This window comes from Janthinobacterium sp. UMAB-56, assembly GCF_900095265.1.
Lineage (GTDB): Bacteria > Pseudomonadota > Gammaproteobacteria > Burkholderiales > Burkholderiaceae_D > Janthinobacterium.
This window is the reverse complement of record NZ_LT607651.1, coordinates 317,948-336,310: the sequence shown is the minus strand read 5'-3', so window position 1 is coordinate 336,310 and position 18,363 is coordinate 317,948. Positions and strand designations below refer to the sequence as shown.

General features: G+C 61.7%; 18 protein-coding genes. 11 read left to right on the top strand and 7 right to left on the bottom strand.

Annotation, left to right across the window (positions count from 1 at the left end):
- Positions 1-87: 87 nt before the first annotated feature.
- The 5 genes from K0F85_RS01540 (at position 88) to K0F85_RS01520 (ending at position 6,997) form a co-directional block, all read left to right on the top strand.
- A complete protein-coding gene (locus K0F85_RS01540) occupies positions 88-2,922 on the top strand; it encodes a pitrilysin family protein (RefSeq protein WP_219114234.1) in 2,835 nt (944 codons plus the stop codon).
- A gap of 95 nt (positions 2,923-3,017) precedes the next feature.
- Positions 3,018-3,215, top strand: coding sequence for a hypothetical protein (locus tag K0F85_RS01535; RefSeq protein WP_010399555.1), 198 nt, complete (start codon positions 3,018-3,020; stop codon positions 3,213-3,215).
- Between the two features lie 144 nt (positions 3,216-3,359).
- Entirely contained in the window at positions 3,360-4,946 is a 1,587-nt protein-coding gene (locus K0F85_RS01530; protein WP_219114233.1) for a methyl-accepting chemotaxis protein, read from the top strand.
- Between the two features lie 83 nt (positions 4,947-5,029).
- The gene (locus K0F85_RS01525) at positions 5,030-5,899 is read left to right on the top strand and encodes a ThiF family adenylyltransferase (protein ID WP_219114232.1); all 870 of its coding nucleotides are present in this window, start codon (positions 5,030-5,032) and stop codon (positions 5,897-5,899) included.
- The gene (locus tag K0F85_RS01520) at positions 5,900-6,997 is read left to right on the top strand and encodes a nitroreductase family protein (RefSeq protein WP_219114231.1); all 1,098 of its coding nucleotides are present in this window, start codon (positions 5,900-5,902) and stop codon (positions 6,995-6,997) included.
- 30 nt (positions 6,998-7,027) lie between these two features.
- Here the strand turns inward: K0F85_RS01520 and K0F85_RS01515 are convergent, their stop codons facing one another.
- From K0F85_RS01515 to K0F85_RS01505, 3 genes are all read right to left on the bottom strand, one after another.
- A complete protein-coding gene (locus tag K0F85_RS01515) occupies positions 7,028-8,020 on the bottom strand; it encodes an EDSAP-1 family PEP-CTERM protein (protein WP_219114230.1) in 993 nt (330 codons plus the stop codon).
- Between the two features lie 147 nt (positions 8,021-8,167).
- Positions 8,168-9,151: an EDSAP-1 family PEP-CTERM protein gene (locus K0F85_RS01510; protein ID WP_219114229.1), complete on the bottom strand. Its 984-nt coding sequence runs from the start codon at positions 9,149-9,151 to the stop codon at positions 8,168-8,170.
- Positions 9,152-9,340: 189 nt separating this feature from the next.
- The gene (locus K0F85_RS01505) at positions 9,341-10,573 is read right to left on the bottom strand and encodes a glycosyltransferase (RefSeq protein ID WP_219114228.1); all 1,233 of its coding nucleotides are present in this window, start codon (positions 10,571-10,573) and stop codon (positions 9,341-9,343) included.
- A 137-nt stretch (positions 10,574-10,710) separates the two neighbouring features.
- Between K0F85_RS01505 and K0F85_RS01500 the strand changes: the two genes are divergently transcribed.
- The 4 genes from K0F85_RS01500 (at position 10,711) to K0F85_RS01485 (ending at position 12,282) form a co-directional block, all read left to right on the top strand.
- The gene (locus K0F85_RS01500; RefSeq protein ID WP_219114227.1) at positions 10,711-10,884 is read left to right on the top strand and encodes a hypothetical protein; all 174 of its coding nucleotides are present in this window, start codon (positions 10,711-10,713) and stop codon (positions 10,882-10,884) included.
- Between the two features lie 228 nt (positions 10,885-11,112).
- Positions 11,113-11,250 carry a hypothetical protein gene (locus tag K0F85_RS01495; protein ID WP_170840448.1) on the top strand — a complete coding sequence of 46 codons (138 nt, stop codon included), beginning with the start codon at positions 11,113-11,115 and terminating at the stop codon, positions 11,248-11,250.
- Positions 11,251-11,379: 129 nt separating this feature from the next.
- A complete protein-coding gene (locus tag K0F85_RS01490; RefSeq protein ID WP_219114226.1) occupies positions 11,380-11,748 on the top strand; it encodes a hypothetical protein in 369 nt (122 codons plus the stop codon).
- A gap of 75 nt (positions 11,749-11,823) precedes the next feature.
- The gene (locus tag K0F85_RS01485) at positions 11,824-12,282 is read left to right on the top strand and encodes an acyl-CoA thioesterase (protein WP_096238581.1); all 459 of its coding nucleotides are present in this window, start codon (positions 11,824-11,826) and stop codon (positions 12,280-12,282) included.
- Positions 12,283-12,368: 86 nt separating this feature from the next.
- On the opposite strand, the gene K0F85_RS01480 is transcribed toward K0F85_RS01485, so the two are convergent.
- From K0F85_RS01480 to K0F85_RS01470, 3 genes are all read right to left on the bottom strand, one after another.
- Positions 12,369-13,775 (bottom strand): DEAD/DEAH box helicase, encoded by a 1,407-nt coding sequence (locus K0F85_RS01480; RefSeq protein WP_219114225.1) that lies wholly within the window; start codon positions 13,773-13,775, stop codon positions 12,369-12,371.
- 553 nt (positions 13,776-14,328) lie between these two features.
- Positions 14,329-15,117: an enoyl-ACP reductase FabI gene (fabI, locus tag K0F85_RS01475; RefSeq protein WP_219114224.1), complete on the bottom strand. Its 789-nt coding sequence runs from the start codon at positions 15,115-15,117 to the stop codon at positions 14,329-14,331.
- A 95-nt stretch (positions 15,118-15,212) separates the two neighbouring features.
- Positions 15,213-16,628: a transglycosylase SLT domain-containing protein gene (locus tag K0F85_RS01470; RefSeq protein WP_219114223.1), complete on the bottom strand. Its 1,416-nt coding sequence runs from the start codon at positions 16,626-16,628 to the stop codon at positions 15,213-15,215.
- Positions 16,629-16,962: 334 nt separating this feature from the next.
- Between K0F85_RS01470 and K0F85_RS01465 the strand changes: the two genes are divergently transcribed.
- Positions 16,963-17,541 carry a DUF1415 domain-containing protein gene (locus K0F85_RS01465; protein ID WP_257572450.1) on the top strand — a complete coding sequence of 193 codons (579 nt, stop codon included), beginning with the start codon at positions 16,963-16,965 and terminating at the stop codon, positions 17,539-17,541.
- Entirely contained in the window at positions 17,541-17,735 is a 195-nt protein-coding gene (locus K0F85_RS01460) for a DUF1289 domain-containing protein (RefSeq protein ID WP_219114222.1), read from the top strand. Before K0F85_RS01465 ends, K0F85_RS01460 begins: the two co-directional genes overlap by 1 nt.
- Before the next feature lie 104 nt (positions 17,736-17,839).
- On the opposite strand, the gene K0F85_RS01455 is transcribed toward K0F85_RS01460, so the two are convergent.
- Positions 17,840-18,346 carry a DUF1993 family protein gene (locus K0F85_RS01455; protein WP_219114221.1) on the bottom strand — a complete coding sequence of 169 codons (507 nt, stop codon included), beginning with the start codon at positions 18,344-18,346 and terminating at the stop codon, positions 17,840-17,842.
- Positions 18,347-18,363 lie beyond the last annotated feature (17 nt).

Sequence of the window (18,363 nt, the reverse complement as noted above, 5' to 3'; positions counted from 1 at the left end):
GAACGCAGGTTTTCCTAAGCTGTTTTTAATGGCGGAAAGACGATTTCAGTGTAAGGTACGCTTACTGAATTTTACCGTTGAGAATACATGAAGCTGAGTAAATTACGCCTGATCTCGGGCGCCGTCTTGCTGGCGTGCGCCTGCATGGCCCAGGCGGAAATCCGTTTGAGCGATCCCCTGCCGCTGGCACCAGAAGTGACCGTCGGGAAACTGCCGAACGGCTTGACCTATTACATCAAGAAAAATGCCCGTCCCGCGCAGAAAGTGGAATTGCGCCTGGTGGTGAAAGCCGGTTCCATCCTGGAAGATGACGACCAGCAAGGACTGGCGCATTTTACGGAACACATGGCCTTCAATGGCTCCACGCATTTCAAGCGCAATGAGCTCATTTCCTATTTGCAATCGATCGGCGTGAAATTCGGCGCCGACTTGAATGCCTACACGAGTTTCGATGAAACCGTGTACGTGCTGCCGATTCCGACGAACAAGAAGGAAAACCTGGAAAAGGGTTTTCTCGTGCTGGAAGACTGGGCGCATGGCTTGAAATTCAATCCGGCCGACATCAACAGCGAGCGCGGCATCGTGCTGGAAGAGGCGCGCCTGGGCAAGGGCGCCAGCGACCGCATGAACAAGGTCTTGTATCCGAAGCTGCTGAACGGTTCGCGCTATGCGGAACGCATGCCGATCGGCAAGGAATCCGTCTTGAAAACGTTCAAGCCGGAAGCCATCAAGCGTTTCTACAAGGATTGGTATCGTCCCGACCTGATGGCCGTGATGGTGGTGGGCGATGTGGAGCCGAAACAAGCTGAAGCGATGATACGCCAGCATTTCGGCAAGCTGAAAAACCCCGCGAAACCGCGCCCGCGCCTGTATGCGGAAGTGCCGCAGCGTTCGCAAACGGAAGCGCTGGTGATCACGGACAAGGAAGCGCCCGACGACACCGTCTTCATCCGCTACCCGATCCGTGCCGCGCAGGAACCCGCCACCATTGCCGATTACCGTGGCCAGATGATCGAGAACCTGTATGGGCAAATGCTCAGTGCGCGCATGCAGGAATTGACGCAGCAGGCGAACCCGCCCTTCATTCAGGGTGGCAGCAGCATGGGCAAGCTGGTGCGCGGTTATGAATCGTTCAGCGCGTATGCCTTGCTGGGCAAGGGGGGCGTGCGGCCGGCCGTCGATGCGCTGGTGCAAGAAGATGAACGGGCGCGCCGCTTCGGTTTCAGCCAGGATGAGCTGGACCGTGCGCGCAAGAACATGCTGCGCAATTACGAGCGCGCGTACAGCGAACGCGACAAATCCGATTCGGCCGGTTTCGTGGCCGAGTATTCGCGCAACTTCCTGGAGCAGGAACCCATCCCCGGCATCGCCAATGAATTGCTGTACGCGCAGGAACTCTTGCCGCAGGTGACCTTGCAGGAAATCAATGAGACGGTGGCCAAGGTCATTCCCGATCAGCAAAAGAAACTGGTGGTCTTCATGGGCGCCGAGCCGAAAGCGGGCGCCAGCGTGCCGACGCAGCAGCAATTGCTCGATGCGGTGGCGCAAGCCGAGCAGCAAAAGGTCGAACCGCGCATGGAAAAAGTGCTTGCCAGCAAATTGATGGAAGGGCCGCCGGCCGGCGGCAGCATCGTCTCGGAGAAGTTCAATAGCGCCATCGGCGTGACGGAACTGACCCTGGGCAATGGCGTGCGCGTGCTGCTCAAGCCGACGGACTTCAAGAATGACCAGGTGCTGATGGGCTCGACCCGCTTCGGCGGCCAGTCCCTGTTTGGCGATGCCGATATCTATAGCGCCCGCTACGCCAGCGCCGTGGTCGGCAGCATGGGGCTGAAAGACCTCGCGCCGCTGGACTTGCAAAAGGTGTTGGCAGGAAAAACGGTCAATGTGGGCGCTTCGCTGGGCGAACTGAGCGAAGGCTTTGGCGGTTCGGCCAGCAGCGCCGACGTGGAAGCCATGTTGCAGCTGGTGTATCTGTATTTCCATGACGTACGCAAGGACACGGGCCTGTATCAATCCTTTATCGGCAAGCAGCAAGACCTGGCGAAAAACAGCATGGCGCAGCCGGAAGCCGTGTTTTACGATGCCGTCCAGCACGCCATGTTTGGCGACAACCCCCGCGTCGATGGCGTGCCGCGCGCGGCCGACTTCGATAAGGTGAGCCTGGACCGCGCGCTGGACATCTTCCGCCAGCGTTTTTCCAGCGCGCGCGACATGACCTTCATCTTTACGGGCAGCTTCGAGCTCGACAAGATCAAACCGCTGATCGCCAGCTACCTGGGCACCTTGCCCGTGGCCGACGTTTCGCACGCCTACCGCGACGTGGGCATGCGGCCCGTGACCGGTGTCGTTAAGAAGGATATCTACATGGGCAGTGAGCCCAAAAGCACGATTTCCATCACCTTCAATGGCGACGTTGCGTACTCGGACGAGCAAAAGCTGACCCTGCAGGCACTGGGCGAGGTGCTGAACCTGAAAGTCATCGAAGTGCTGCGTGAAAAGATGAGCATGATCTATGGCGGCGGCTTCGAAACCTCGATGGGCCAGCATCCGTATGGCCATTATTCCGTGGCATTGAACTTGCCGACGGGACCGGAAAACGTCGACAAGGTGATCGCCGCTGCCTTTGCCGAAATCAACAAGATGAAGGCGGAGGGGCCGTCCGCGGCGGACCTGGAAAAGGTTAAGCTGAACTGGATCACGCGCCAGCAAAAGTCGCTGCGCGAAAACCGCTACTGGATGAACCAATTGATGGCGTCAGTAACCCAGGGGCGCGACCCCGCGCACATCCTGCGCTACGCGCAGCGCGTGCGCGCCATCACGCCGCAAGCCGTCAAACTGGCGGCGCAGCGCTATCTGGACATGCACAATTATGTACAGGTGGTGCTGTATCCGGAACGTAAAAACGTTGCAGTAAAGTAACCTTCATTGTTGAACGGCAGGGGCGGCAGCGTGGCGAAGCTGTTAAACTGTCGCTTATTGATGTGATACTGAAAATTAACAGGCAAGGAAATACGATGGCTAAGAAAGAAGAGCTCGATCCGGAAACTCTGGAGTTGATCAACTGGTGCATCGAGGTCGAAGGTTTCCTCGTGGCCGGCGGCGCCACTGTGGCGCAGGCGCAGGACCATATTGAAGAGCAGGTCGAGTGGTTTACCGACCAGTTCTACGACGGCTTGACACCGGAAGAGGCGGCCAAGGAAGCGCTGGCGTGATCCTCCAGTAACAAGCAAGTAACAACACAGCGGGCGGTGCCTGCCGGGCATCAGCCTGGTAGCGCCGCCCGCTTTGCTTTTTTAAAAAGATTTCCACCTGGAAATTGTTTATAATTCCACGCTTTATTTTCTACCCAGGCACCCATGACTCTCCGTTCGCGCATTCTCCTCCTGTGTTTCAGCACCTTGCTGGGCATCGTCCTGATCGCTTCATTCTCGCTGTATTCCTTGCGCCAGACCATGATGGCGGAAAGGGTCGAGCAATTGACGGTGCTGGTGGAATTGGCCAATGCCTCGGTGGAAAAGGCGTATGCGCTGGAACAGTCGGGCAAGCTCACGCGTGAGCAGGCACAGCAGCAGGCCAAGCTGGCCATCGGCAGCTTCGTCAAGGACGAGATGTATTATTTTGTGCGCGATTTCAGCACCGACTTGCTGTACGTACACCCGAATGCCTCGCGCATCGGCGTGCCGCAAAAGAATATGCAGCAGTCGGGCGACCGCTACCGCGCGGCCCTGGCCAGCAGCCGCATCGGCCTGGTGCAGGCCGATGGCACGCGTCCCGGCGTGAAGGACCCGGTGGCAAAGATGTATGCCGTGGTGAAATTTGCGCCGTGGGACTGGCTCATCGGCACAGGCACGTATATCGATGACATCAACCACAAATTCTGGGCCCAGGCGGGCGTGCTGCTGGCCATCGGCGGTGCGCTGATGCTGGTGGTGGGCGCCCTGGCGACCCTGATGCTGCGCCGTATCCTGGGCCAGCTCGGTGGCGAACCCGATTATGCAGCGTCCATCGTGGCACAAATCGCCCAGGGCGACCTCACCACGCAGATCGACACGCGTCCCGGCGATACGTCCAGCCTGTTGATGGCCATCAAGGCCATGCGCGACAACCTGGCGCATCTGGTGAGCCAGGTGCGCAACGATGCCGATGCCATTTCCACGGCGTCGGGCGAGATTGCTTCGGGCAACCACGACCTGTCGGCGCGCACGGAACAGCAGGCGGGATCATTGGAAGAGACGGCTTCGACCATGGAAGAGATGACCTCGACCGTGCGCCAGAATGCGGATAATGCGCGCCAGGCCAACCAGCTGGCTATTTCTGCCTCGCAAGTGGCGACGCAGGCGGGCGGCGTGGTGAGCCAGGTGGTCGACACCATGGGCGTCATCAATGCCTCGTCGAAAAAGATCGGCGACATCATCGCCGTCATCGACGGTATCGCCTTCCAGACGAATATCCTGGCCTTGAACGCGGCCGTGGAAGCGGCGCGCGCGGGCGAGCAGGGCCGTGGCTTCGCCGTCGTCGCCAGTGAAGTACGCAACCTGGCGCAACGCTCGGCTGCCGCAGCCAAGGAGATCAAGCAATTGATCGACAGTTCCGCCGAGCAAGTGGGTGCCGGTGAAAAACTGGTGGCGCTGGCGGGCGAGACGATGGAAAAAGTCGTTTCCAGCGTGCAGCATGTGACCGATATCGTGGCCGAGATTTCTTCGGCCAGCGCCGAGCAGAGCGCCGGCATCGAGCAGATCAACCAGGCCATCGTCGAGATGGATAACATGACGCAGCAAAACTCGGCCCTGGTCGAGCAGGCTTCGGCGGCGGCGCAAGCCATGAACGAGCAGGCGGCGGGGCTGGCGCAGATCGTCAGCGTGTTCAAAGTGGGCGCCGTGGCGCGGCACGCAGCGCCGCCCCCGCGCACGGGACCGGCGGCCCAGCGCCGCCTGGCGCGCTAGGCTGTCGTCCTGGCGGGAACTTAGCGCCTGACCGTCTGTCTAACCTTTCTTGGCCCTTAGTGGACGAAGAGAAGGGGTGGGGCATGACAGACGGTTTTTCCTATCACACGGCATTTTCCCGTAACCTGGGCTGGGTCACGCGGGCGGAGCAAGACAGCTTGCGCGGCAAGCGCGTGGCCATTGCCGGCATGGGTGGCGTGGGCGGCGTGCACTTGCTGACCCTGGCGCGGCTGGGCATCGGCGCATTTCACATCGCCGATTTCGACACCTTCGATATCGCCAACTTCAACCGCCAGGCCGGCGCCATGATGTCCACCCTGGGCCAGCCCAAGGCCGCAGTGCTGGCGCGGATGGCGTGTGATATCAATCCCGAACTGGAGATCACACCATTTCCCGAGGGTGTACACGACAGCAACCTGGCCGCGTTTTTTGCCGGTGTCGACCTGTACGTGGACGGCCTGGATTTCTTCGCCTTTGCCGCGCGCCAGGCCACCTTCGCCACTTGCGCGCGCCTGGGCATCCCTGCCATCACGGCGGCGCCGCTGGGCATGGGCACGGCCGTGCTCAGCTTTATGCCGGGCGGCATGACGTTCGAAGAGTATTTTGGCTGGGGCGACTTGCCGGAAGAGGAAAAAGCCCTGCGCTTTCTCGTCGGGCTGGCGCCGGCCGGCTTGCACGGCCCCTACCTGGTCGATCCGTCCGCCATCAACCTGAAGGAGCGGCGCGGACCGTCGACGATCATGGGTTGCCAGCTGTGCGCAGGGGCGGCCGCCACGGAAGCGTTGAAGATTTTGTTAAGACGGGGCAAGGTGATGGCGGCGCCGCACGGCATGCATTTCGACGCCTACCGCAACAAGCTCGTGCATACCTGGCGTCCCGGCGGCAACCGTCATCCGCTGCAGCGCCTGGCGATGGCCATCATCAAGCGGCGCCGCGCAGCGCAGGGAGGGTAGATGGCGCAAGCACCGCAGATCGATCCCGTACTGGAAGACATCCTCGAGCAGGCGCGTTGGGCGCCCAGCGGCGACAACACGCAGCCATGGCGTTTTGAAGTTGTGGACCCGCGCCACGTGGTCGTGCATGGTTTCGATACGCGCAGCCACTGCGTGTACGACCTCGACGGCCATCCCAGCCAGCTGTCGCTGGGCGCCTTGCTCGAAAGCATGGCACTGGCGGCCAGCAGCCATGGCTTGTGCCTGGAGGCGCGTCGGCGTCTGTCCGTGCCCGACACGCTGCCCACCTTCGATGTGCGCCTGCTCGACAGCCCCGGCATGTTGCCTGATCCGCTGGCGGCCTTCCTGCCGCAGCGCAGCGTGCAGCGGCGCCGGCTCAGCACGCGCAGCTTGCGCGCCAGCGAAAAGGCGGTGCTGGCGGCCAGCTTGCCGCCCGGCTACGCCGTGCAGTGGTTCGAGGGCTGGCGCGCGCGCCTGGCCTGCGCGCGCCTGATGTTCGACAATGCGAAGCTGCGCCTGACCATGCCCGAAGCGCACAAGGTGCACCGCGACGTGATCGAATGGGGTGCGCGCTACAGCAGTGACCGCATCCCGGAGCTGGCGCTCGGTGTCGACGCGATGACGGCGCGCCTGATGCGCTGGGTCATGCATAGCTGGCGCCGCGTGGATTTTTTCAATACCTGGCTGGCTGGCACCATTGCCCCGCGGCTGCAGATGGACTTGCTGCCCGGCCTGTATTGCGGCGCGCATTTCGTGCTGCTGGCCGAGACGTCACCGCGCCACATTGACGATTACGTGGCGGCCGGCCGCGCCATGCAGCGTTTCTGGCTGACGGCCACGCAGCTGGGCCTGCAGTTGCAGCCGGAACTGACGCCGCTGATCTTTGCCCGCTATGTGCGTGAACGGCGCACCTTTTCGCGTACCGATGGCATGCAGGAAATGGCGCAGGCATTGGCCGTGCAATGCCAGGTGGTGCTGGGGGCGGTGGCGTTTGAGCGGGCTGTGTTTCTCGGGCGCATCGGTGCCGGCCCGGCGGCCAGTGCGCGCTCGCTGCGCCGTCCGCTAAAAGACTTGCTGGTGGCGACGACGGTGCAGTGAGGTGCGCGTGACGCCATGCGGGCGCCAGTGTCAGCGGTGGCGCCGTGGCGCCAGGCTGGCCAGCGCTGCCAGGCCAGCCGCCAGCAGCGGCAATGTGCCCGGTAGCGGTATCGGCGTGGTGCGCGGCACATAGGCCAGCTCGGAACTGTTAAGTATGTGCAACACCAGGGTGTAGCTGCCGGCGATGAGATTGTCCGTGACGGCGCCATACTGACCGCCGCACGTCGTGCCGATGCCCGTGCCCGTGGGCGTGCCGCAGCCGCCGGGGTCGTAGCTAAACATGCTGCCGCTGGTCAGCGGCGTTTGCGTGTAGCCGGTATTGAGGCTGGCCGCATCGGCCAGTTCGCTGCCGCCCAGGATGCCTGAACCGAGCTTACCGTCGGGCGCCCAGTTGAAGACGATCTGGCCATTTTCATCGATGATGGTAAAGGTCAGCGCCATGTTGGTGGTGGCCGCCGAGCCCGCGCCGGCCGCAGCATCCAGGTAGAGCTGCATGAACGGCAGGGCCCGGAAGTCGAAGGCCAGGGTGGCGCCCGGCTGGCCGACGACGAAATTGACGGCCATCGCCGTGCTGGAACCGTTGCTGCCTGAGGCATCGGCGCTGCCGCTGCCCGCCAGGAAAGTTTCCGCCGCATTCACGGCCTGCGTGCTGGTCGAGCCCGGTGGAAAAGGGGGGATTTGCGAGCTGACGATTTGCGCCTCGCCGCGCGCATACGCGGCGCTGCCCATGCCTTGCTGGCTAAAGTCGTTTTGTCCCTTGGTGACGGCGCCGCGTGCCGCTTGCGGCGCGTCGATCTCATTGCTGCCGCCATTGATGATGCTGCTGCCGTTGAGCGTGGCGGTGGTGCGCGACAGGTCGATATTACTGATGAGCGAGGTGGCGCCGGTGGGGTTTCTGATGACCAGGCCAAACACACTCATGTATGAATAAGCATAGGCAGCTGCGCTGGCGCCGGCGTGCCATGCCAGCATTAGCAGGGCCAGCAGGGCAGCGGCGAGTCGGGTGCGAGAAGAACTATGCATGGAAATCCTTTGGCCATCCCTTTCCTGCTCAGGCGGTGGCGCAGCGGCAGCTTGCTATATGGCCGCTGCGCTGTAAGGAAAACCGACAGGGCGCGGCATAAAAAAGGCGAGGAAAGCCCTCGCCTGTGCATCCCCCTGTTGCCAGGTTCAGCCGGCGACCTTGCGGCGGCGGGCATAGCCCAGGCCGGCCAAGCCCAGGCCCAGCAGTGCCAGGGTACCCGGTTCCGGTGTCGCGGCCTGTTTCACCAGGTCTACGCTTTCCACGGCGTTCAAAGTCAGGGTGTAGTTGCCTGCCGTTAAGGCATTGCTGACGGCGCTGAAGTTGCTGCCGCAAGCGGTGCCCACCCCGGTGCCGGTGGGCGTGCCGCAGCCGGATGGGTCGTAGGTGAATAGATTGCCGCGCGTGAGGAAAGTGGTCGCCAGGCTGGTGTTCAGGTTGGCGCCATCGGCGTTCTCTGAGCCGCCAAAGATACCGGAGCCGATGACGCCATCTGGCGTCCAGTTGAACACCGTTGCGCCGCTTGCATCGGTGATGGTGAAGGTGACCACCAGGTTGGCTGTCGCCGCGGACAAGATGCCGACATTGCTTTGCAAGAAAACCTGCATGAACGGCGACGCCAGGAAGTCAAAGCTCAGCGTCGCCGTGGGCGAGCCGACCACGAAGTTGACGGAAAAGCCGGTGGTCGAGCCATTGCGTCCGGAGGCGTCGGCCGTGCCCGAGGGGGTATCCAGGTGGACTTCGGCCACGTTGACCGTCTGTGTGGAAGTCGAGCCCGGTGGGAACGATGGGAATTGCGTGCTGACGATCTGCGCGTCGCCGCGCGAGTAATTGCCAGAGGGGCCTTGTTTCGTGAAGTCGTTCTCGCCCTTGGTGACGGCACCGACATTGGCGCGTGGCGAGTCGAGTGTGCCTGTGCCGCCCTGGATGACGCTCACGCCGTTCAGGGTGGCCGTGCTGCGCGAGATGGTGGTGCTGTCCAGGGCGGTGATCGAGCCCGTCGCGGCGGCGATCTGCAGACCGAAGATGTTGTTGTAGGAATAGCCGTAGCCGCCCGCCTGTGCGCTACCGGCCACGCACAGCATGGCCAGTGCGGCTGCGCCCGGGAGTCGTTTTAAATGTGACCGTTTCATTTGGCTTACCTCATATCATGGGGTTGAGTGGATGTCGTGCCTGAGTCCTGTCGGCAGGTGCTCATGACCAGTACCAAGCGACTTCCATGCCAACGCATGAGGTTCTTTTGAAATCAATGACTTGGCGTGCTTTTGTTGACGTGGTGCAGGGCTTGCCGGACGCGCTGTAAGAAAAGCCGACGCCATTTGTCAAGCCTGGTCGCCCTGCGGTAGCGGGTCCAGCAGGGCATGCATATGGGGCAGCAAGCGTTGCCCCGGCACATAGTCGCGCATGGCCGTGGCCAGCTGGCGCGCCGCCAGCCTGGCCCTGCCATCGTCGAGCATGCGCGCGGCGACATGGCGCAAGGCGGTTTCCTGGAAACGGTCGGCGCGCAGCAGCAGGCCGGCGCCTGTGCCCGCGATGGCGTGCATGTTGAGAAATTGATCGAGGTTGCCGGCGATGCCGATGACGGGCACGCCTGCCATCAGCGCCTGCTGGCTGGTAGGGCTGCCGCCGTTGCAGATCACCAGGCTGGCGCGCCTGGCGGCCGCGTCGCCAGGCAGGAAGGGGGCGACATAGGCATTCGGTGGCACGGCATCGACACGGATGGTGCCGGCCGTGGCCGCCAACACGATGACGGGCAGCGGCGCCAGCGCGCGCAGCACGCGCGGCAGCAATTGCCCCTGGCCGGAACTGCCCAGGGTGACGTAGATGATGGGCCGTCCGCTGCTCAGTTCGGGGCGCTGCCACCAGTCCGGCAAGTCGAGCGGCGGGGCCCAGATGACGGCGCCCAGGTAGTCGTGCGTGGGCGGCATGTTGTGCGGCGGGAACAGTTGCGGAATATCCGCGTACAGGGTGCGGTCGGCATCCGTGTAGATGCGCCGCAGGTCGCTGCCTAGCGATGGCAGGCCATGGCGGCGACGCACGCGGTTCAGGGGCACGGCATGCGCAGCGAAAGCCAGCGGACGGATCAGCTTGAACAGGGGCGCGGCCAGCCAGATGGGCAGCATGCCTGTCAGGGGCAGGCTGGGCACCGTGTAGTGCTGGCACACGTAGGGACTCCAGTAGGCATTGCTGATGGTAATGTAGGGAATGCGCTGCAGGCGCGCGCTGACCGATAGCGACAGGCGGAAGTCGCCGATCACGAGGTCGGGTCGGACGGCATTGAGCAGGCGCAAGTCGTCTTCCACGTACGCGTGCAGGGTACTTTCCGTGTAGACGGGCTTGCCGTGGGCCAGCGCTTGCAGAAATTGCAGCGATGAAATACTGTCGATGCGCCAGCGCCGGAAGGGGGCTTGCTTGAAACAAAAGTCGTACCCATCGGCGCAGGCAAAGTGCACCTCGTACGCGTCCTCGTCCAGGCCTTCGGCCAGGCTCAGGGGGCGGCCAACATGGGCCAGGGTCACTGCCTCGGCCATAAAGAGGATTTTCTTGCGCGCCATGGGGATCGCTTGCACTCGCACGAGGAGATAGCTGTCAAGTTGGAGTGGCGCTACGCCTTTTAGTTCCCGCACTTGCCTGTCACTTGCGGGCGCCAGGATTTGGCCGCATCGGTTACAGTGGGGCAAAGGAGGTCACCATGCAAGCACAATCCCGCCATGCCCCGCTGCGCGCGCACAGCACGCCCGAACCCGATATGCCGCCACCGCCGGAAGGCGATCCCCTCATGCCGCCGCCGGAACAGCCGCCACAGATCGACCCCGTGCCGGTCGAGGAGCCGTCGCCGCCGTCACCGCCCGTCAAGATGCAGTGAGCGGTTTGTCGCGCCATGGCGCGCGGCGGGCCGGCGTGCGCCGCGTTTATTTCCAATCAGAAATGGACTGCGCGATAGCCGGCATCGCCACGCCATTTAAACAACAAAAACGTCAATAAATGTTGCCGAGTGGATACAAATTAAGCTCTAACTGTTGAGTGTCATGCGGCCGTCACGATTCTGTTCTTATAATGAGACATCATAAAAATTCTTGTACAGGAGACCATCGTGGGCAATTCCTTGCATAATAAAATCTACCTGGGCCGGCGCCCCGTGATCACCAGCAAGAACCTCGCAGCGCTGGCCCTGGCGGGCGCCGTGGCTGGTTGCGGCCTGGCATGGCTGCTGCTGCGCAGCTACAAATAACAGCCATCACGCGCGTGTTTCAGTCGTTCGTCCGCCCGGCGGGCGGCGCTTGATTCACGTTGCCTGTTGCCGATGCGCAGCGGGGCGCGTACCATGGGGGCCGAACACCTGGCCTTTTATGGAAGAGTAATGAAGAACGAGAAATTAACAACCGATGAATATGACGCGCTGGAGCAAGTTGCACGCGGCATCAAGACCGAGCGCCCCAGCGCTTGCGTTGCCCGCAATGCCAAGCGCCTGTCGGGCCTGAAGCTGCTCAGCTATGCCCGTGATGGCCGTCTGTCCATCACCGAGAAAGCACAACAACTGCTGTTCCTGCGCCGCTGCATCATGGGCTTGCGCGCAGTCGCCACCGATCCGCTGACCAAGCTGGAGTCGGATGTGGCCTATTTCCTGGGCAAGAAAGCCCACATCGTGGCGCGCGCAGACGGCGAGGGCCACGACATTTCCGACAAGGGCCGCGACTCGCTGGCCGATATCGACACCCTGGGCCTGTAAGGTCTACGCCGGCCCCTGGGGCCGGTTTTCACATCCCCCCTATTTTCCCCTTTGGAGAACACTTTGGACAGCGCGATGAACTGGTCGGCCCACGAACTGACGATGACGGTCTTGATGACGCCCGATATGGCCAACTTTTCCGGCAACGTGCACGGCGGCACCATCCTGAAATATCTTGATAGCGTCGCCTATGCCTGTGCCAGCCGCTATTCGGGCAGTTATGTGGTCACCCTGTCCGTCGACCAGGTGATGTTCTTGCAGCCCATCCACGTGGGCGAACTGGTGACGTTCCTCGCCTCGATCAATTACACGGGGACGACGTCGATGGAGGTGGGCATCCGCGTGGTGACGGAAAATATCCAGCAGCGCCTGGTGCGCCATGCCAACAGCTGCTATTTCACGATGGTCGCCGTGGATGCCAACCGCAAACCCGTGGCCGTGCCGCCGCTGGTGCTGGAGACGCCGGAGCAGCAGGTGCGCTTCGAGCAAGCCAAGCTGCGCAAGCTGTCACGCCAGAAGGTGTCGAAGAAGTAACAGCCGTTGGCATAAAAAAACGGCCACCAGAGTGATCTGGTGGCCGTTTTTATTGCCTGCCGCCTATTAGCGGCGGGGCGCCGTGATTAACGGTCGCCGTAGCTGCGGCGTGCGCCGTCGGTGCTGCGTGGGTTGGAGCCCTTGTAGCCGCCGCCAGTGCTAGGCGCGCCGTCCTTGCGTGGTGCGCCCGGCTTGCTGAACGTGCGTTGGCCTGGCTTCGCGCCGCCACGGTTGTCGCCTGGTTTCCAGCCGCCTGGACGGGCGCTCGAACGTGGTGCCGATGCCGTTTTCTTTGGCTCGAAACCTTCGATGACATTGACCGGGATCAATTGCTTGGTGAAGCGTTCGATGCGCTTGACGTTCATGCCTTCAGCGTGGTTCACCAGCGAGATGGCCAGGCCATTGCGGCCAGCGCGGCCGGTACGACCGATGCGGTGGACGTAGTCTTCCGGGAACTTCGGCAGATCGTAGTTGAACACGTGGGTGATCGTTGGCACGTCGATACCGCGGGCGGCAACGTCGGTGGCAACCAGCACCTTGACCTGGCCGCGGCGCATGCCGTCCAGGGTGCGGTTACGCGCGCCCTGGTGCATGTCGCCGTGCAAGGCGGCAGCCGAGAAGCCGGCGATGTTCAAACGGTCGGCGATGGTGTCGGCGTCACGCTTGGTGGCGGTGAATACAACAGCCTGGTCCAGCGATTCGTCGCGCAGCAGGTGGTCCAGCAGGCGATTCTTGTGCGACAGGTCGTCGACGAAGTGCACGCGCTGGGTGATGTTTTCATGCTTGTTCGACGAACCGGCGATCTGGATGACCAGCGGGTTTTTCGTGATGCGGCGGGCCATGTTGCCGACGACGCCGTCGAGCGTTGCCGAGAACAGCATGGTTTGACGGCCTTCTGGCGTCGCTTCCACGATCTTTTCGATGTCGTCGATGAAACCCATGTCCAGCATGCGGTCGGCTTCGTCCAGCACCAGGATTTCCAGTTGCGAGAAGTCGATCTTGCCCGAGTCCATGTGGTCGATCAGACGGCCAGGGGTAGCGACCAGAATCTCAGGATTCTTGGCCAGCAATTGCATCTGTTTAGGGTAAGGCATGCCGCCCAGGATCGATACAGCCTTGATGCGGCGGATGCCGGTGCTGTACTTGTCGGTGTTGGTCGTTACTTGCAGGGCCAGTTCGCGCGTTGGCGTCAGCACCAGCATTTTTGGCTGGGCAGCCTTGAAACGTGGACGCTCGCCGCGGGCGCGCGATGCTTGCATTTCCTGGTTTGGCGTCTTGCCGGCGGCGCTTTGTTCGGCGCTGGCCAGTTTGTGCAGCGATGGCAGCATGAAAGCTGCCGTCTTGCCCGAACCGGTCTGCGACGAGACCAGCAGGTCGCGGCCTTCGATCGCCGCTGGAATCGCTTGCGACTGTACCGCGGTTGGCGCGGTGTAGCCCGATTCGGTCAGAGCGGCGATGATGGACGGATGCAGGCCTAAGGATTCAAATGTCATTCTTTTCTTTCGTAAAAATCAGCGTTCTTGCAAAAAGCAGAACGCAAAATAGCAACGCCAACCAAAACGAAATGACTCAACTAGAAAGAAATTTCGGCACAAAAGCTTTGCGCCGGGACGGTGTCAGGTGCGACACACAAGGCGGGAGGGCTTTATAAGCGGCATCCTGTGGATGCGCTAAGGCTTGCGAAGCTGCTAAATTTGTATTGCTGTACTGCGGTGTTGTCTTCGCTTCAAGGGAACATATTGCAGCGCACAACGACACTATACCGTATTTGACGCCGTTTTGCACGGTCTAAATGGGAAGAAACGACAGTCCTACCACGTTTTGACGATGTTTCCTATGCGAAATCAGTAAGAATACGTAGTTTTCTGTGGCTTAGGCAAGCCTGGCGGCGGAGTCGGCGGGCAGCGGCGGCCATCATCATGGCAGGCGCAATCGATTTTGCCCCAGTCTTGGTTTTCCGCGTGGCGCGGCGCCGCTTCGATGTCTTTCTTGGGGGGGGGGCGAGAAAGGCGACGTGCGATGTCGCCAATATCGACCAGCAATGGATTACTCTAGCTCCGGATTGACGGCCATCACTTGCGAAAAGCCACCATCGACGTAGCTGATTTCGCCCGTGATGCCCGAGGCCAGGTCGGATAGTAAAAAAGCGGCCGTGTTGCCCACTTCCTCGATGGTGACGTTGCGCCGCAGCGGGGCGTGTTCGGCGACAAAGCCCAGGAGTTTGCTGAAATCCTTGATGCCGGAGGCGGCCAGGGTCTTGATGGGGCCGGCCGAGATGGCGTTGGCGCGGATGCCGCGCGGGCCCAGCGATTCGGCCAGGTAGCGCACGGACGCTTCCAGCGAAGCCTTGGCCAGGCCCATGGTGTTGTAGTAGGGCACGGCGCGCATGGCGCCCAGGTAGGTCAGGGTCAGGACCGAGGCGCCCGGATGCAGCAGGGGCAGGGCGGCCTTGGCCATGGCGGGGAAGCTGTAGGCGGAGATATCGTGCGCGATGCGGAAGCTGTCGCGCGACAGGCCGTCGAGGAAGTCGCCGGCAATCGCCTCGCGCGGGGCGTAGCCGATGGCGTGCACGAGGCCGTCCAAGTGTTCCCAGTGCCGGGCCAGGTCGCTGAAGACGGCGCCGATCTGTTCATCGCTCGATACGTCGCATTCGAACACCAGGTCGCTGCCGAATTCAGCCGCAAATTCCGTGATGCGCTCCTTGAAGCGTTCGCCCACATACGTGAAGGCGAGGGTGGCGCCTTCGCGGTGGCAAGCCTTGGCGATGCCGTAGGCGATGGAACGGTTCGACAGCAAGCCCGTGATGAGGATTTTTTTGCCTTGCAAGAAAGCCATGACGACTCCTGTCTGGGGTGATGGAGCGGATGTACAACCGGCCGCGACAGCAAAGCTGTGGCGGCCGGTGAGGTAAATCTATGCGGCTCGGGCGATCAGTGACGGGCCTTTGCCTTGTTGCCGCCGCCGCCACGCTGGATGCGTGGTTTCACCAGGGAAATCGGCGCGGCTTGCACCTTGCCGCCCTTGGCGAGGCGGCGCGCGGACTTGGCCGCCCGTTCGGGACGATCCGCTTCCAGCAGCATGGTGGCACTGTCGGCGATTTCCTGGGTGATGTCCTTGTTCATCGTGGCCGAGGTTTTCGGCACGAGGATGGTGGAACCGGCGCGCAGGCGCGTGCGCAGGGGAATGTTGTTGGCCTGGCGCAGCACGTCGGCCGTGGTGCCGAATTTCGACGCCAGGGTTTCGATGCGTTCGCGCGCATTGGTGATCTTGTGCGTGGTCCAGCTCGACAAGGCATGGCCCCATTGCGCCAGGTTGGTGGTGAACTTGGCCGCATTTTCCTGCGGCAACAGAATCTTGGTCTTTTCGCCGCCGATGATGACGGGGCGGTTAAATTGCGGATTCAAGGCCTTGAATTCATCCATTGACAGCTCTGCCAGTTGGGCGGCGACGGTGATGTCGATGTCGCTGGTCTTGTCGATGGCCGTGAAATACGGCTGGTTGTCGACCACGGGCAGGGTCAGGCCGAACTGGGCCGGATTGGCGATGATATTTTTCACCGCTTGCAGTTTCGGCACGTAGTTGCGCGTTTCGGCCGGCATCAGGTCGGCCAGGCTTTCGAAGTCGGTCGGCTTGCCCAGCGCCTGGTTTTTCTTGATGGCGCGCTGCACCGAGCCTTCGCCCCAGTTGTAGGCGGCCAGGGCCAGTTGCCAGTCGCCAAACATGTCATACAGGCGCTGCAGGTAGGTCAGGGCCGCATCGGTCGAGGCCAGCACGCCGCGGCGCTCGTCCTTGAACATGTTTTGCTTGAGGTTGAAATCACGCCCGGTGGCGGGCACGAATTGCCACATGCCGGCCGCATTGGCGCTGGAGAACGCTTGCGGGTTGAAGGCGGACTCGATAAACGGCAGCAAGGCCAGTTCCGTCGGCATGCCGCGCTTTTCCAGTTCCTGCACCACGTGGAAGATGTAGCGCGAGGCGCGCGCCGTGGTGCGGGCGATGTAGTCGGGGCGGGTGGCGTACCAGTTGACGTGGTTGGCCACCAGTTGGTTGTTGATGTCGGGAATGGCATAACCGCTGCGGATGCGGCCCCAGACGTCGGCTTCGCGCAGCGGATCGGAGTTCTCGCTGAGGTTTTTCAGCAGGCGGTCGGTCTTTTGCAGGCGGTTGTCGAGGGTGGGGAGTTTCGCCGTGACCTGGGCGGTCATCGGGATCAGGGCCGGTGCGGTGGCGGCGGCGACTGGCGCGTTATCGCTCTCAACACCGGCTTCGTACGCCTGGCTGAGGGCGGGCGCAAGCGCCAGGGCCAACGCCGCCAGGACGGTAGATTTAAAGGAGTTTTCGTGCATAGTGTTCCATTGTTGTCGTCGGAGAAACATCGGACAGACCCATGATTCAGCAGCGAGTGTACGTATATCCCCATGCCTGAGTCAAGAATTATGTCAGCCTGATGACAGGAAATAAGCGGCAATAAGTGGGAAACGCCTGACTTTCCATTTACAAATACTGTCATTATTGCAAATTTAATTTGCCCAAGGCGTGATGCGGCCGTTGTTATAGCATACATGGCGAGGGGACTGGCGCAAGCCTGGCAAGCCGTCCAGTATGAGACTGCGCAAAGAGTGCGTACAATTTGGCTTTGGCCGGCCATTCGGCTGCCGGTCGCCTTATTGATAGAGAGTCATGCATATGAACACCCCGCCGCGCCACGACGACGACAAAGCCGTCATCATCGCCAATACCGTTGCCTGGCTGGAAAAGGCCGTGATCGGCCTGAACCTGTGCCCGTTCGCCAAGGCCGTGCACGTCAAGAAGCAGATCCGCTATGTGGTGTGTGAATCGAGCAATCCGGAGGATCTGCTGGCGATGCTGATGGACGAGCTGCAAACCCTGGCCGACACGGACCCCGAGCAGATCGACACGACCTTGCTGATCCATCCGTATACGCTGAACGATTTCCTCGACTACAACGAGTTCCTCGATGTGGCCGACGCGGCCGTGGAAGACATGCACCTGGCCGGCGAACTGCAAGTGGCCAGCTTCCACCCGAACTACCAGTTTGCCGAGACGTTCGAAGACGACATCAGCAACTATACCAACCGTTCGCCCTACCCGACCCTGCACCTGCTGCGCGAAGACAGCATCGAACGCGCCGTCGAGGCATTCCCGGAAGCGTCGGAGATTTTTGATAAAAATATCGCCACCCTGGAAGCGTTGGGCGTCGAAGGCTGGGAAAAGCTCGGCTTGCCGAAGGTATCCTGATGACGGACAAGGCATTGCCGCCCCGTCCCGATACGCCCTGCGTGGCCGTGTGCTCGACGACTTTCGATGAAATCTGCCGCGGCTGCGGCCGCAGCGTGGTGGAGGTGGCCCACTGGGTGTCGATGACGGATGAAGAGAAGGAAGTGGTGTGGGTGCGGATTCTTTCTCAAGGTTATCCGCGCCGGAATACTTAGGTAAGCCAGCAGCAACTGCTGGGGTCAGACCCCCTCACATGTCAGCGATGACTTTTGTGTCAACGGCATTGAGGGTCTGACCCCGGTACTATTGGCGTGAACTATTAATAACTGCCAATAAAATCTTTTTTGCCGACTTCGACGCCATTGTGGCGCAGGATGTCGTATGCCGTCGTGGCGTGGAAGAAGAAGTGCGGCAGCGCGTAATGGAACAGATAGGTCTGGCCCGTGAAGTGCTTGGTCTTTTCGCCGCTGCCGGTGGTGATGGCGCGCGTTTCGCTGCCGTCGATGTCCGCTTGCGGCAGGCTTTCCAGGAAGGCGATGGTTTTCACGATGCGCGCTTTCAGTTCTGCAAAGCTCTGTTCGCTGTCTTCATACGGCGGCACGGCCACGCCGGCCAGGCGCGCGCCGCAGCCTTTGGCGAAGTCGGTGGCGATCTGGATCTGGCGCACGAAAGGCAGCATGTCCGGGAACAGGCGGAACTGCAGCAGGGCGTTCGGGTCGATTTTCTTGTCTTGCGCGTGCGTTTCTGCCTTGTCCAGGATGGCGGCCAGGCTGCCCAGGATCTGTTTGAAGACGGGGATCGAAGCGGAGTAGATGGAGAAGGTCATGGTGGTTCCTCTAGATG

Excerpts from the sequence above, each read along its gene's own strand:
- K0F85_RS01530 (WP_219114233.1), top strand. The coding sequence starts at position 3,360 with ATGACTCTCCGTTCGCGCATTCTCCTCCTGTGTTTCAGCACCTTGCTG.
- K0F85_RS01465 (WP_257572450.1), top strand. The coding sequence starts at position 16,963 with ATGCATATGAACACCCCGCCGCGCCACGACGACGACAAAGCCGTCATC.
- fabI (WP_219114224.1), bottom strand. The coding sequence starts at position 15,117 with ATGGCTTTCTTGCAAGGCAAAAAAATCCTCATCACGGGCTTGCTGTCG.
- K0F85_RS01540 (WP_219114234.1), top strand. The coding sequence starts at position 88 with ATGAAGCTGAGTAAATTACGCCTGATCTCGGGCGCCGTCTTGCTGGCG.
- K0F85_RS01485 (WP_096238581.1), top strand. The coding sequence starts at position 11,824 with ATGAACTGGTCGGCCCACGAACTGACGATGACGGTCTTGATGACGCCC.
- K0F85_RS01525 (WP_219114232.1), top strand. The coding sequence starts at position 5,030 with ATGACAGACGGTTTTTCCTATCACACGGCATTTTCCCGTAACCTGGGC.
- K0F85_RS01480 (WP_219114225.1), bottom strand. The coding sequence starts at position 13,775 with ATGACATTTGAATCCTTAGGCCTGCATCCGTCCATCATCGCCGCTCTG.
- K0F85_RS01500 (WP_219114227.1), top strand. The coding sequence starts at position 10,711 with ATGCAAGCACAATCCCGCCATGCCCCGCTGCGCGCGCACAGCACGCCC.
- K0F85_RS01460 (WP_219114222.1), top strand. The coding sequence starts at position 17,541 with ATGACGGACAAGGCATTGCCGCCCCGTCCCGATACGCCCTGCGTGGCC.
- K0F85_RS01490 (WP_219114226.1), top strand. The coding sequence starts at position 11,380 with ATGAAGAACGAGAAATTAACAACCGATGAATATGACGCGCTGGAGCAA.
- K0F85_RS01535 (WP_010399555.1), top strand. The coding sequence starts at position 3,018 with ATGGCTAAGAAAGAAGAGCTCGATCCGGAAACTCTGGAGTTGATCAAC.
- K0F85_RS01515 (WP_219114230.1), bottom strand. The coding sequence starts at position 8,020 with ATGCATAGTTCTTCTCGCACCCGACTCGCCGCTGCCCTGCTGGCCCTG.
- K0F85_RS01470 (WP_219114223.1), bottom strand. The coding sequence starts at position 16,628 with ATGCACGAAAACTCCTTTAAATCTACCGTCCTGGCGGCGTTGGCCCTG.
- K0F85_RS01520 (WP_219114231.1), top strand. The coding sequence starts at position 5,900 with ATGGCGCAAGCACCGCAGATCGATCCCGTACTGGAAGACATCCTCGAG.
- K0F85_RS01510 (WP_219114229.1), bottom strand. The coding sequence starts at position 9,151 with ATGAAACGGTCACATTTAAAACGACTCCCGGGCGCAGCCGCACTGGCC.
- K0F85_RS01455 (WP_219114221.1), bottom strand. The coding sequence starts at position 18,346 with ATGACCTTCTCCATCTACTCCGCTTCGATCCCCGTCTTCAAACAGATC.
- K0F85_RS01505 (WP_219114228.1), bottom strand. The coding sequence starts at position 10,573 with ATGGCGCGCAAGAAAATCCTCTTTATGGCCGAGGCAGTGACCCTGGCC.